Below are 13,810 nucleotides of genomic sequence, written 5' to 3'. Positions count from 1 at the left end.
AAATTATATTTATTTATTTTTTATAACACCATTCAACTCTTTCTCGTATTCCTTAAGAGTATCAATGATTTTATCAAATGGTATCTTTTCTCCAAACAACATATTTTTCATGCGGTCATAGTCTTTTGAAAAAATTTCTAATCCTTCCTTTGATGGTATTAACTTTAAATTACCATTCATGATGTCATCATATTTCGCCCAATTACTTGCGTAGAATTTTTTCTTAAAGTGAATAACTATTTTTAATAGTTCGATGTTTTCAAAACTCTTTTCTCTAATATCCGTTAGTATCATTTTATAAACATCGTAAAAATGTCTTGAATATCTTGTCGGATAATTTCCATTCACTCGATTTGCTTCTCTATGAAGTATAGTAATCTTTTCAAAAAAGGTTCGTAAACTGTCTACCGCCACAACTTCTATATTTTCATCAAATACTTCCGGATACACTTCTTCGATATAAGTTTTTATTTTTTGATTGCTTGCAGGAATTGGTTCTGCTAAGCTTCCAATTTCCAATCTTATCACTTGTAGAATCGAGCTATCTTTATGATTTTTAGGATAGTCAAAACATATTGTCTGTCTGTCAAACTCATCGATATAAAAACTATATATTTTGTGCTTTAGTATTTCTTTAAAATCATTTTGTAGAGTGGGCAGAAATTCATCACGCAGAAATACTTTTGTATCATCATTTATTTTATCGTTGAATTTTAGTTGCTTGGTATTACTTCTATCTTCATAAGGTTCTATTTTTCCGTATCCTAAAACTTTCCAATCTAACGCAAGGTCTATATCTTCTGAAAATCTTTCAATCAACTTATAAACTTTAGATAGACTTGTTCCACCTTTAAAAACAATAGCATCCCTGTACTTAAACCTACTAAACAGATATTTTAAAATCACACATACCCACAAATCTTTTTCTACAATAGCTTTCGACATATTGAGTTTGTCTGCGGTGTTTTGTATAACAAGCTCTAATTCTTCGCTTGATATTTCTAATAATTTACTCATAGTTGATCTCCTGTATCTTTTCTAAAACTTCCTGTATCCAAAAAGGAAGTTTTAAAGTATCTTCTTTCAAATTTTCTTTAATTCTTTTGGTAAATACAGCAAGCTTTTTTATATCTTCTTCACTGATGTTGTCTTTGCCTAATGCCTTAATTGCCTGTATTAAAATGGACAATTCTTTGGAATAAGATGTTATGTTTCTATTTGTTGTGTGTTTAAAGATGATCTTTTTATCCCTATACAAATATTCTCTATATGCCCCATCTGAAATATAAATATACTCATTAGGAATTTGAGTGGACAATCCTGTATAGTTTAGAGCTGTATCTCCTGTGGGAGCTATTGTCCAAGAAAATTTTTCTGCAAGTTTTTCAGCAACTTCACTTGCATCCGGATAGGAATATTCTTTTAAAATCTCGCTATATTTTGGTTTTATATATAATCCATCAATGAGCCTCGTAATCTGATTTTCTTCATTTAATCTATATAAGACAGATTTAATTGTGTTTTTTGTTCCAAGATTGTAGAAATCATTAATAGAAAAAATTTTCCCTTGATTTTCTGACATAATTTTTTCTATTTGATTCGTTATAGAAATCATATAAATCACCTCCTTGCACCTAAAATTATATACTTTTGGGTGCAAAAAGTCAATGCTAAAACTTTTCTAAAAGTTTCCTATTTGTATTGTTTTATCGTAATATTTATTTCTTCCTCAATTTTTTTCAGAAAATCTTCTTTATTTTCCTTGCCTTTTGCAATATCCGATAGCTCCATTTCCCACTTTGCAGTCGTTTCTGCTGACTTAAAGGTATCAGATACTATTGTTACAAGACTAATTCCTTTATGTGTGGCTACAAGATTTTTCTTATTTCTTTCTACAAATCCCTTAAATATTAGATTTTCAATAATTCCTGCCCTTGTTGCAGGTGTTCCGAGCCCTTTTCTTTCCACTTCTACACCTTTTTCAAGTACGTCATTTCCTGTAATCTCCATAGCCTTTAAAAGCGTATCTTCAGTAAAGTGTTTTGGAGGTTGGGTGAATTTCTCTTTAATCTCTTTATTTTCTACTTCAAATACATCGCCTACTTTTACATCAGGAAGCTCTATATCTTCATTTTTCTTAGGCTTGTAATCTTTAAGATATTTTGTAAAGCCGTCATCTTTAACAACCTTGCCGGCACTTGTAAACTCAAAGCCGTCAAATTCAGCCACAATCTTTGTTGTGCTTTCCACTAATGGATAACCTACACTTGCGTGAAGCTTATTAAAAATAAGCCTATACACTTTTACTTCACTCTTCGGAATACTCGATAAATCTTCACTCATTGAACTTACTGTCGGTATAATAGCATGATGGTCTGTTACCTTGCTTGAATTAAAAATGACCTTAATACGCTCTGTATCAAAGTCATTTTGTCCCAATATGTTATTTACCATACTTGTAATCATATCTGTTGTAAGGTATCTGCTATCCGTTCTTGGATAGGTAATCAGCTTTTTCTCATAAAGACTCTGAGCATAATCAAGAGTTTGTTTTGCTGAGTATCCAAAATACTTATTGCACTCTCTTTGAAGTGTTGTCAGGTCAAAAGGCAGTTCAGGCTTTGTAATCTTTTCTTTTTTGATTACATTGGTGATTTCAATCTTATCACCAACTAAATTGATTAGCTGTTCAGCAGCAATCTCATCATCAATTCTGTCTGTGGAAAGTATAAAACCGTCCATAGAAAGCTCTACTGTGTAATATTTTTCTTTCTTAAAATTTGCTATTTCGTTATCTCTATCTACAATCATTGAAAGGGTCGGTGTCTGCACTCTGCCAACTGAATAATTTTGCTTATATAGGCAAGAATAGAGCCTACTGATATTCATTCCGACCAACCAATCCGAAATGGCTCTTGCCTGTGCCGATTCAAAGAGATTGTCATAGTCCTTTCCGTCTGTTAGGTTATCAAAACCCTCTTTAATGGCACTATCTTCCATTGAAGAAATCCAAAGGCGTTTCATCTTCTTTTTGCATTTAGCTTCGTTATATACAAGTCTAAAAATGCTTTCTCCCTCACGACCTGCGTCGCACGCATTGATAACCATATCAATCTCTTTATTATTCATCAGCTTTTTAAGGATGTTAAACTGCTTCTTGGTTGCCTTTGCTACTTCATACTTGTAGTCGCTCGGAATAATCGGTAAATCTGTAATATTCCATTTAGCATATTTTTCATCATAAGCATCCGGATTTGCCATTTGAATTAGGTGTCCTACGCACCAGCTCACACTATATCCGTTTCCCTCATAATATCCATCTTTCTTTTTATTTGCTCCAATAACCTTTGCAATAGAGATTGCAACACTCGGCTTTTCTGCAATAACTAACTTCATCTGTGTTTTCCTCCTGTTATAAATCAAAATAGAGCGAAAGATATTACTCTCCCGCCCTAACTTTGCACCCAAAATAATATGTTTTTAGGTGCGTTTATTCTTCATCTTCCACTTCATCTGCATCATTTATTTCTTCCTCGCTTTCAGCTTCAGAAAAGAAATCATCATCTTCCTCCTCTAAGGCTTCAAGTTCTTTATCTTCTTTCTTTTTCACAACCTTAAAATAGTAGCCTGCTCCTAATGCACCACCTACTACAAGAAGCAAAATAATATAGGTTCCTAAATTACCCTTTTCGTTTTTCTTCTCAGGCTTTACTTCTTCCTTAACAGGTTCTTCTTTTACTACTTCCTGCTTTGGTGCTTCTTTTTTCTCCACCATGTTTAAGAGATCATCTTCAGATACTTCCGTAAGAAGCATTACATTCTCACTATCTTCATCATGATTGATGATTAAATAAAAGGTTTTACCGTTTTTCGTTTGAAAGGTAATAAACTGCCTTGCATCTGCCGAATACTGATCCGTTTCTTTGTTATCGCTGCTATCTCCATGATGAATCGGATACTCCTTATTTGCATTATCTTTATTCTCCGTAACGGATGCTCTCGCCTTTGACGGAGATGAAGCTACTCCCTTGTTGGTGTTTACACTCTTACTTGCAGACCCCATTGATGAATCCTGACTGTTATTCACAGAAGCTTTTGCCGTCAACTTATTGGGATAGCGAACTTCCTTTTCTTTCTCCTTTACTTCCGTTTTGCCTTTGCCGGTATCCTTTGTAGTATTACCTGAGCTTACCGAATCCGATGAGCCTTTACCGGTACTACTTACAGAAGTCTGTGGTGTTTGAGGAGAAATACCTGAACTTGTCTTAATTCCGGAAATAGGACTAATCGGTGTAACTGATTGTGATGTTACAGGAGCTTTATTTGTTTCAGTTGCCTTTTTCTCAAGCTCTTTCACCTTTTCCGTCAGCTTATCTATTTCCTTTTTCATATCTTCTGATAAGTCCTTATTTCCCTTATCTTTCTTCATTTTTTCTTTCAGGCTATCAATTTCATCTTCAAGATCTTTAATTTTATTCTTTTGCTTATCACTTAATTTGTCTTTATCCTTAAGTTCGCAATTTAACTTATCAAGTTTATCCTGAAGCTCTTTTGCCTCTTTTTCTATTTTTGAAATATCGTCTTTAGAAAGCTCTGTCTGCGTTCCCTTATCCTTAACCTCTATCTTTGCTACCTTACGGATAATCTCATCTTTTCCATCTCCCTTTACCTCATAAAACAGAAATTCATCAATGAATTTCATATTATCAGGAAGCATTGGAAGATCTCCGCTATCAATAAGTTGTCCTTTCTCAGCCTTTATCTTTTCTTCCTTAAAGACCTTTTCATCTTCAAAGATATACCTTACATTTACTTCCACTTCCGTTTGAACAGCTTCGTTTTTTGTTGAAGCTTCAGATTTTTGCTCCTGTGCATAAACAACCGTCCAAAGACCTAAAATACAACTAATACTTACAATTACCGCAAGTGCTACCGTCCAAAACTTATTATTCTTTTTCAAACTGGTTTTCATTTGTTTTCTCCTTTTTCATTTCTGCTTTTTGTCTGTTTACCTTTGCCATCAAATCGCTGATTGTGATGTTATTCTTTCTGCAAATGGCAATGATTTCTTCATTTTCAAGCTCTTCTTCACGAATGAATAAAGGCTCCAATTCTTCATTAATCAGAGCCTTTTTATCATTTAACTTCTTTATTCTGTTTTTTACTGCTATCAGTTCCTTTTTCAAATGGTTACCTCCTATTTCTTTACATTTGGCGGAAAACCGAATCCTACGGGATGGTGCTTACAAAATGTTGCTATCCAATCATCTAAGGTAGTTACTCTTATTCGACCGATGTTATCAATCACTTTTCCATCTCCAATGTAAATACCTACATGACCATAGGTAAGCCCTGCACTGCTTCCGCTACTGCTGCTTTCGACTGCCACAAGCATTCCGACCTTGAGCTTTGACCTGTCTGATGTAAAGGTATAGTTTCGGTACATATCACAGGCATTCCCGCCTATGTATCCAAGTCCTGCATTTTGATAGACCTGTGATACCCACATGGCACACCAGCCTGCACCCGGAGATGGCGTAATGTATGCAGCATTAACAATCTTCTTTTGAACCTCCGTAGATGCCTCATACTCTTTTCCACCACCGATACCTCCATTTGCACTGATAAGGTCAGAATTACCAAAGGCTTCTCCCATATTGCCTTGTGCAAGGAACAAGGCTTCATAGTGCTTTAGATTATCGGGATAATTTGCAAAGACCTTTCGGATAATGCTGTCCATCTCCTTTTTATGAAGCGTTACGATGAGTTTTTTATACTCATAAGGTTCTTCGTGGCTTTCGGTATATTCATTGCCATCTTCATCGGTATAGGTTTTTGTAACCGTCCTGTATCTGATTTCAATTTCTTCCCTATACTCAAGGTCATACATGGAATCAAATAATTCTTTTAATATGGATTCTACTTCCGATACACTCTTTACCTCTCCACACCTTGATGTAATGTAGGATAAAAGCTCATGGACATTATGACCGATGTATTCTGTATTATTTAAGATATATTCATCATATCCGGGATAATTTTCTTTCACATGGTCAACTTCACTTTGAAGCTCACCCTCCATATCTGAAAATTTCTGATTGATTTCACTTAGGACATTTGGCTTTGATAAATAGCTTGTTGTAAGCACAGAGCTTGTAGAGTTCATAAAGCCCGTCATTCCCGTTCCTGCAAAGTTAATCACAAAAGTCCCTAAGATAATGATACCTATGAAAATAAGCATTAGTCCTTTTGCTTTTCGGATAATCATATCCTTTGAGCTTTTCAGTGTTCCGATAAGTCCCTCTTTAATTCGATCTCTAAGCCTTGACTTATTCTCACGAGAAATTGCTGCCTTTACCTGATTTTTCTTTTGAAATCTTTTATATGCACTTGCTCTTTTATACTCATCCGTCTTTTTCAGTTCCTTTTTGGCATCACGAAATTCCAACTTTGACTTACGCTTTCTGATTTTATAGTCCTTATTTGTAAGGTCATAGCCTCTTTTAGCTCTTTTCTTATCAGAATACTTCTTTATGCCATGAATGAGCTTGGAGCTTGTATCTGCTGTCTTTTCTCCTGCTTCCACTCCTTGATTTTCATCACTTCCATGAGAAAGGTAATCTCTTACAGTTTCACTTCCTTTGGCAAGTCCAGAAAGTGCAGATACTTTTACCATATCTTTCTTTAGCTTTTTCTTCTGCTCTTTATAAATACTGCTATGAACTTTTTTGCTTGCAGTATCTTTTCCAGTCTTTTTATCTTCAGGCTTATTCTCCTTTAACACATCATCCTTTTTCCTTGTATAAAGGCTTTCGGTATAGTTTTTTCTCTTATAATTTTTCTTTTGAGCTTTTTGGCTTTTTAAGAAGCTATTTGTATTTTCTGCTTTATGATGAAGATTATCCTCGACATCATAGGTTGACTCAAAATAATCGCTATCCCTAAAGTCATTGTCGTATCTGTCTATAATCCCATCATTATCAAGGTCTTTTCCTAAAGGATCATAGATTTTCCCATCCTTAACCTCTGTAACATAATCCGCTCTTCCAGTTTCAGTTACAGAAGTTATGCTCCCCTTATCTGAAACTCTATATTTTGCGTTTCTCTTGGAATTTCCATAAGACTTTTCATTATCAGCGCTTACCTTACTTGTTTTTTCATGCACTTTATCCTGAAACCGTTCTTTCTCATGAACGATTTTACCTCTGTAATCATCGTTATGTTTTAGCTTACTTTCTTCAGGTATCGTATCTGTTTTACTATGAAACATCTCTCTTTCAAGGCTTGCCTTATGCCTTTCCTTAAAATCCTTTTTCAGCTTCTTTCCCATAGGCTACCTCACTTCTTCCGGCTTGGTAGTCATCTTCTGATAAAGAATCGTATCTTTCGGAAACTTATCAATGAAAGGCACAATGGTATTTCCAAAGAAAAGTAGTCCCTCACCTTCATTTGAATTAGTAACATATCTGAGCTGTGGAAGTGAGATTTTAAGTTTTCTTGCAAGTATCTCTCTATCTCCTGATGCTTGATTAAGCATTAAGACAAAGTCTGTATTGTCAAAGATATTTTCTATCTCCTTACTCATAAGTAGGTCTTTGACATTCTGCGTAATACCTGTTGGAATACCTCCCCATTTACGAAATCTTTTCCAAATCTCTACGGAATAGGATGCTGTCTGCTCATCTTTTAAAAGCAAATGGAACTCGTCGATATAGTACCTTGTAGCCTTGTTTCCTCTGTTTTGTGACACCTTATTCCACACCTGATCCTGAATAACAAGCATTCCTATTTTCTTTAGCTGACTTCCAAGTTCTTTAATATCAAAGCAAAGGAGCTTCTTATTCAAATCTACATTTGACCTGTGATTAAAAACATTAAGAGAACCCGATACATAGATTTCCATCTCTGTTGCCAGCTTCTTACCAACCTTTTCTTCCTGTCCTTTTAACATATCGTATAGGTCTTGTAGTATTGGCATATTATAAGGCTCTGGGTTTTCAAAATACTTTTCATAAATCTTTGGCAGGCATCTGTCTATTACAGACTTTTCTTCTGCTGTAAGACCACTACCGCCTACTACAAGCTCAAGCATACTCATGATAAAGTTTGCCTTGTCTTTCAGCGGTGCATCCCCATCACCGTAGTTCATGTTTATATCAAGGGGATTCAGGTAATCCTTTGACTTACTGCTGACCTTAATGACTTCTCCCTTAAACTGCCTTACGAGGTTTCCATACTCTCCTTCCGGATCACAGATAATCACATCATCATCTGTTACCAAAATTGCATTTGCCATTTCTCTTTTGGCACTAAAGGATTTACCACTGCCCGGAGTTCCGAGGATTAGACCGTTTGGGTTCTTCAGTTTCTTCCTATCCGCCATAATAAGGTTATGGCTTAGTGCATTTAGTCCATAGTACAGACTGTTACTTGAGTTGATAAAAAGCTCCTCAGTAGTAAATGGCATAAAGACTGCTGTTGAGGAACTTGTTAGTCCTCTGTCAATTTCTATCTTGTTCACACCTAAAGGAAGTACACTCACTAAGCCCTGCTCCTGCGTATGGTCAAGTCTTTTAATCTTACAGTTATGCTTATTGGCAATAGAGCTTATCTGAGCAATGGTGTTATCAAGTTTTTGCACTGTCTTTGCAAAGTTCATAAAGACAATGCTTACAACAAACATTCTCTCATCTCTTGTTTGCAAATCTTTTAGGAGGCTTTTTACATCTTCTCCATAGGTAATTAAATCACTTGGAAGAATATCCATATCATAGCCACTTCTAACAGCCTTCTTATTTTCCTCAATCTTCATCTTATCAATATCAGTGTTTTTTCGTTTTACCATCTTAATGGCTTCCGATTGGTCGATTGCCCTAATATGAAAGGAAATATTGATGTTATCGTCAATATCCAAAAACTCGGATAACATCCTATCTGAAAGCTCACTGGCAAGGATTTGAAAATGACTTGTTGCTCCGATGAATTTGCCGAACTTAAAGTATCTACTCGGTGTAAAGTTAAACTCATCAGGCACAATATATGTCTTTGTGCTTTCCCTTTTCTTTAGGTCTTTGTAGGAAAATTCAAATGTTTTATTTGGATTTAAAACATCATGAAGTATCTTTAGCCTTTCTTCTCCGTTTAGGCTTTCTGCTCTCACACCCATGCTCTTTAGATTAGATAATATATCTATCTCCAGTCTTTCAAGTTTTGATGTTGCCTGCTCTAAATTATCCGCTTCCACTGTAAAGGTTACATACTTTGATTTTTTAAGTCCGTTATTTCCCTTTACAATCTGGCTTTTAAGCATCTCTCTAAATTCAAAGCGTATATCGTCGAAACCGTCCTTTTTATCCGGTATCTGAATTGCCGACTTCATTTCTTCGTTTCGTCCGAGCTGATTGATATACGAAAACTCAATGCTGATACTTGGATCAAAAGAGTTTAGGAAGTTTGCAAACTGATTAAAAATCAAGTCCCTATCTTCATCTAAGGCAAGCTGATAGTTAATGTCCTGAAAGGCTATACTTTTACTGAAGTGCTTTTCATCAAGCTGGCATATTCCGCTTTTTAAAAGCCTTAGATAGGGAATGGTATCTTCTACCGTATATCTTTTCGGTTCTTTCTTAAAGATAAGGTCAAGGATTCCTCCCTTATCTTCTTTTGACTTGCCATTACTTTTCTTTAAGTTCCGCTTTTGACTTCTCAATGCCTTTTCGTTTTGCATGAGTTTTATTTGCTGAATTTTTCTTTTCTTGTTCAAGGTAAACCTCCTTTCTCACTCTCTTTTTGGGCTGATAAAACTTATGAAGGTAGATGTGCTTAAAATATTTCTCAAAGATCAGTCCGTCCTTTTCAAATAGTGTGATGAAAAAGATAGGAAGCGTTGACACAATGAGAAATATGACAGCTATGTCATTTGGCACAAACTTCCTCATAAATAAATAGACTGGTATTCCAACCAGTCCTGCAAGTGTGAAGCCTATGAGCTGCCTTTTCGTTAGGTTAAAAGCAACCTTTGTCTTTACCCTATTTAAGTCTTTAGGGATTGGTACATATGCCATATCTTACCTCCCATCTTCTTTACCCTTTGACAGCTCCTCAAAGTGTTCATATACAGAGCCGATTTCTTCCTGAATACTCTCTATCTGTTCATTCGTACTTTTGTTATATCTTTCCTGCATTAGGTAAAAATCATTATGGCAGCGACCGATGTCATCTGTTCTTTCTTCCAAATCCTCAAGCCTGTTATGAAGCCTGATTCTATCAATTATCGCCATAATGCCTGCTCCAATTACTACTGTTGTAAATACTGTTTTTCTTTTATCCATACTATCTTTCCTTTCTTTTAGTGTGCATTTAATACGCTTTTGGCCAGTGTTCCGCTCTTTAGCATCATTAACCCCAGCAAAACCGCATAGCCAAGTATCGTCATGGTACTTGTGTGTATATCTGTTATCTTAATCGTCTTAACTAAAACTGCGTAAATTCCAAGACAAACCATTAAAAAGAGTCCTTGTAGTCCAAGTGCAAATAGTCCTTTGATGTAATTTGTTCCAATCTGTCCCCACTCTTTGTTTCCCATTGTGGCAAATGGAATGGCTGAAACCGATGAGTAAACATAAATCTCAAACATTCTTCCGTAAACTACAAGCATAATCACAACGGATATTACCTGTATAGCAACCTTGATGAGGGAGGTTTCAAAGAGAATCATAACAAGTTCTCCAAGCCCCTTTTCTTTTAGGGTATCCATCATTGCCACTATCTGATCTCCGGAAACGGTGGCAGAGGTATTTATCACCCCCGCCGCCTTATTTACCACGTGCTGTGCCACATCAAAAACTGCCATTGAAAACTCAAAGGCATGGGATACTAACCATACAGCAATCCACATCTTGATGATGTACTTGAAAAATTCAAAGGTATCTGTATCGTGCATATTGTTCTTTTGCATTACCATATTGATAAGCTCGATACAAAGAACTGCTGTGATGATTAGTCCTGCTATTGGAATGATAACGGAATCGTTAATGTTTTTGATAAAGGCAAATACATCTCCGTTCCACCCCATAGGCGTTTTACCTACATCTGTTGCAACTGCACCAACTTTATCGTTGATGTCAAGAAACATGGACTCTAAGTTTGCTTGAATACCGCCCAGTAGAAGCTCCTTAAAGAATTCTTCTATCTTGTCGAATATTCCAAACATCTAAGCTCTCCTTTTCTTCTTAATTGAGTACATTGGCAAGTAGTGGAATGAGCTTAAGTCCGATAAGAACGATACCTCCTCCAGCCATAAGCTGCTTAATACCCTGGCTCTTAGCACCGGGATTGTCATTACCATATCCTTCCATCAAGTTGATAACGCCCCATGCTCCAAGTCCTGCACCTACTGCCATAACCAAAATCTTTAATACATTAACTGCCTGTGTAAAAAATGCCATAAGTTATTCCTCCTCGTTTTCTTCTTTCTTTTCAATCTTGTTATATGACTTCACTACAAAGTTTTTGTAAGTCTTTCCCTCTTTTTCACGCTTCTTAAAGTAACCAAAGATATGAATTAAATCGCCTTTCTCAAAGGCTTTTGCTATTTCTGTCTTTTCTCCATAAGCTGCACAGTTGATGTACTCCTTACCCTTTCCGTACTTTTTTACAAGCGTGAAGTTTGCAACTTCCACTTTCTCTCCTTCATTTTCAAAACTTGAGAAAGTAGGCTCTGCCAATAAGTTGGCGTTGATGTTAATCATTTCCTGCTTCATTAAAAATTTCTCCTTTTCATTTCAATAAAAAAAGCGACCAGAAGTATTACTTTTCCAATCGCTGATACTCTTACTATTTAGTTTTCGTTTAAGTGGGACTTCTGATCCTTATCATCTTACCTCCTGATTTTAAGTAATAAAAAAGCAGCAAATCTATGTTCTTTAGACTTACTGCTTTCTCAGTTTTTAATAACTTAATGATATTATTTTTTTATAACTATATCTTTTGCACCCGATGGCAAAGACTTATAACCAGCAAATCCTGGGTAGCCTGGATAGCCCGGATAACCCGGGTAACCTGGATAACCCGGATAGCCTCTATATGGATGATTTGAAAAATAATAAATTCTATCTTTGTCTACAATAGTTCCTAAATAATCGCCTTCCATAGTAACAACATCATTATCCCCCCATGGTAGCCAGCCAATTATATTCCCATTCGTATCCCAAATAAATTTATTAACTTTAAAGCAAATCCATTCTCCAGATGAATTAAATAAATAATCTACCAATATCTTTCCTCCTCTCTTTTTTACTTTATATATACATATATTATACCCTAAATATTCTTGTATTTGATGTCAATTTTGCTTTTCCTTTTCGCTTCATATAGCTTTCTATGTCAAACAAATTCTTCTTATCATAGTCCTCAAGTAATCTATAATTCTTGTGCTTTGTAATATCGAATTTATCTGAAAGAAAAGGTCTGACACCTCTAAGCTGAAAGATACATTTACCACCGTCCATTACAGTAATTTCATCTTGACTCATCAGTTCCTTACCAGTCTTTTGATAATTTAAGCCAAAGCTCTTTTGATTACTTCTTGTTTCTGATGTATTGTAAAGGTCTATTGTTTCTTTTCCAAGTGTTTCAGAAAGTTCCTTTAATGTTGTCTTTTCCTTACCACCAAGAAACAAGGTACTATCACAGTTACCTACAATTGTATCGGCGTTATCTTTATAGATTGCCTTTAACTGAGATTGTGCCTGTAATATAATGCTTGCTGATATTTCTCTTGAACGAATCGTTGCAATCAATTTCTCAAATTTTGGAATTAAGCCGATGTTCGCAAACTCATCAAGCAAACATCTCACATGGACAGGTAATCGTCCGCCATACACATCATCTGCTTTATCACAAAGTAGGTTAAATAATTGTGAGTACATAATAGATACAACAAAGTTAAAGGTATCATCTGTATCGGAGATAATAACAAAGAGTGCTGTCTTTCTATCTCCAAGTGTATCAAGCTCCAGTTCATCTTCTTTCATCAAGTCCCGTAGTTCCTGAATGTCAAAGGAAGCAAGCCTTGCACCGCAAGAAATTAAAATAGACTTTGCTGTTTTTCCCGCAGCCAATTTGTACTTTTTATATTGCTTCACTGCAAAGTGTGTAGGCTCTTTCTTTTCCAGTGCCTCAAAGAGTCTGTCTATCGGATTCATATAGGTTTCATCATCTTCTCTGACTTCTGAAGCATCTATCATATCAAGGAGTGTTGCAAAATTCTTTTCTTCTCTTGGAGCTTCATACCAAATGTAACCAATAAGAGCTGTATAGTAGAGTTTTTCGGCTTTGACCCAAAAGTCCTCACCTGCTTTTTCTCCCTCTCCTTTCGTATTTGTAATGATTGTCTGTACCAATTTCAGAATATCTTTCTCAGAACGAATATAGGCAAATGGATTGTATTTCATACTTTTTTTGAAGTTGATGGTATTTAAGATTTTTATCTCATATCCGTTATCCTCAAGCATCTTACCACACTCAAGGACTATCGTTCCTTTTGTGAAGATTTGTCAAGGACATAAACAAAATTTCTTTGACAAATTTATATCTTTTCTGTTTCTCTCTTGATTAACTTCAGTATTTTATCCTTGTATGTTTCTCCTGTACCTTGTTTGAAATGTAGGTTTACAGTATATTTTGTCTTTCCAATATCCATTATTAACTGTTTATTGGGTGATGCTTGTATTTCTCTTTTTTCTTCTTTCATAAGTCCTCCTTTCCGATTTTAGACAAAGAAAAAACAGTAAACCTTTTATGATTTACT

At 35.5% G+C, this 13,810-nt stretch carries 14 protein-coding genes and 1 pseudogene; all 15 read right to left on the bottom strand.

All coding sequences use genetic code 11. From position 1 onward, the window contains the following. Nucleotides 1-9: 9 nt before the first annotated feature. Nucleotides 10-1,017, bottom strand: a complete 1,008-nt coding sequence (locus tag EL079_RS01640; RefSeq protein WP_018543537.1) for a nucleotidyl transferase AbiEii/AbiGii toxin family protein — start codon at nucleotides 1,015-1,017, stop codon at nucleotides 10-12. Further along, entirely contained in the window at nucleotides 1,010-1,615 is a 606-nt protein-coding gene (locus EL079_RS01635; RefSeq protein WP_003031504.1) for a DUF6088 family protein, read from the bottom strand. Before EL079_RS01635 ends, EL079_RS01640 begins: the two co-directional genes overlap by 8 nt. Nucleotides 1,616-1,692: 77 nt before the next feature. After that, the gene (locus tag EL079_RS01630) at nucleotides 1,693-3,396 is read right to left on the bottom strand and encodes a DNA topoisomerase 3 (protein WP_003031506.1); all 1,704 of its coding nucleotides are present in this window, start codon (nucleotides 3,394-3,396) and stop codon (nucleotides 1,693-1,695) included. Nucleotides 3,397-3,490: 94 nt separating this feature from the next. Further along, nucleotides 3,491-4,972: a CD1107 family mobile element protein gene (locus tag EL079_RS01625; protein WP_018543538.1), complete on the bottom strand. Its 1,482-nt coding sequence runs from the start codon at nucleotides 4,970-4,972 to the stop codon at nucleotides 3,491-3,493. Continuing rightward, nucleotides 4,947-5,186, bottom strand: a complete 240-nt coding sequence (locus EL079_RS01620) for a hypothetical protein (RefSeq protein ID WP_003031505.1) — start codon at nucleotides 5,184-5,186, stop codon at nucleotides 4,947-4,949. The genes EL079_RS01625 and EL079_RS01620 overlap by 26 nt, the downstream gene beginning before the upstream one ends. 11 nt (nucleotides 5,187-5,197) lie before the next feature. Further along, the gene (locus EL079_RS01615) at nucleotides 5,198-7,330 is read right to left on the bottom strand and encodes a CHAP domain-containing protein (protein WP_018543539.1); all 2,133 of its coding nucleotides are present in this window, start codon (nucleotides 7,328-7,330) and stop codon (nucleotides 5,198-5,200) included. A gap of 3 nt (nucleotides 7,331-7,333) precedes the next feature. Further along, the gene (locus EL079_RS01610; RefSeq protein ID WP_003032615.1) at nucleotides 7,334-9,763 is read right to left on the bottom strand and encodes a VirB4-like conjugal transfer ATPase, CD1110 family; all 2,430 of its coding nucleotides are present in this window, start codon (nucleotides 9,761-9,763) and stop codon (nucleotides 7,334-7,336) included. Continuing rightward, a complete protein-coding gene (locus EL079_RS01605) occupies nucleotides 9,675-10,064 on the bottom strand; it encodes a PrgI family protein (RefSeq protein ID WP_018543540.1) in 390 nt (129 codons plus the stop codon). The genes EL079_RS01610 and EL079_RS01605 overlap by 89 nt, the downstream gene beginning before the upstream one ends. Nucleotides 10,065-10,067: 3 nt before the next feature. After that, a complete protein-coding gene (locus EL079_RS01600; RefSeq protein WP_003032613.1) occupies nucleotides 10,068-10,331 on the bottom strand; it encodes a hypothetical protein in 264 nt (87 codons plus the stop codon). Between the two features lie 17 nt (nucleotides 10,332-10,348). Then, a complete protein-coding gene (locus EL079_RS01595; protein WP_003032619.1) occupies nucleotides 10,349-11,212 on the bottom strand; it encodes a VirB6/TrbL-like conjugal transfer protein, CD1112 family in 864 nt (287 codons plus the stop codon). Nucleotides 11,213-11,231: 19 nt separating this feature from the next. Beyond that, entirely contained in the window at nucleotides 11,232-11,447 is a 216-nt protein-coding gene (locus EL079_RS01590) for a Maff2 family mobile element protein (RefSeq protein WP_000863833.1), read from the bottom strand. Between the two features lie 3 nt (nucleotides 11,448-11,450). Next, entirely contained in the window at nucleotides 11,451-11,762 is a 312-nt protein-coding gene (locus tag EL079_RS01585) for a hypothetical protein (protein WP_003032603.1), read from the bottom strand. Between the two features lie 203 nt (nucleotides 11,763-11,965). Continuing rightward, nucleotides 11,966-12,274, bottom strand: a complete 309-nt coding sequence (locus EL079_RS01575) for a hypothetical protein (protein ID WP_018543541.1) — start codon at nucleotides 12,272-12,274, stop codon at nucleotides 11,966-11,968. Between the two features lie 40 nt (nucleotides 12,275-12,314). Next, nucleotides 12,315-13,544, bottom strand: a pseudogene (locus tag EL079_RS01570) (VirD4-like conjugal transfer protein, CD1115 family); the annotation flags it as partial. A 44-nt stretch (nucleotides 13,545-13,588) separates the two neighbouring features. Next, a complete protein-coding gene (locus EL079_RS01565) occupies nucleotides 13,589-13,753 on the bottom strand; it encodes a transposon-encoded TnpW family protein (protein WP_003031944.1) in 165 nt (54 codons plus the stop codon). Nucleotides 13,754-13,810 lie beyond the last annotated feature (57 nt).

Source organism: Streptococcus anginosus (genome assembly GCF_900636475.1).
Classification (GTDB): Bacteria; Bacillota; Bacilli; order Lactobacillales; family Streptococcaceae; genus Streptococcus; species Streptococcus anginosus.
This window is presented reverse-complemented; position numbering and strand designations above follow the sequence as displayed.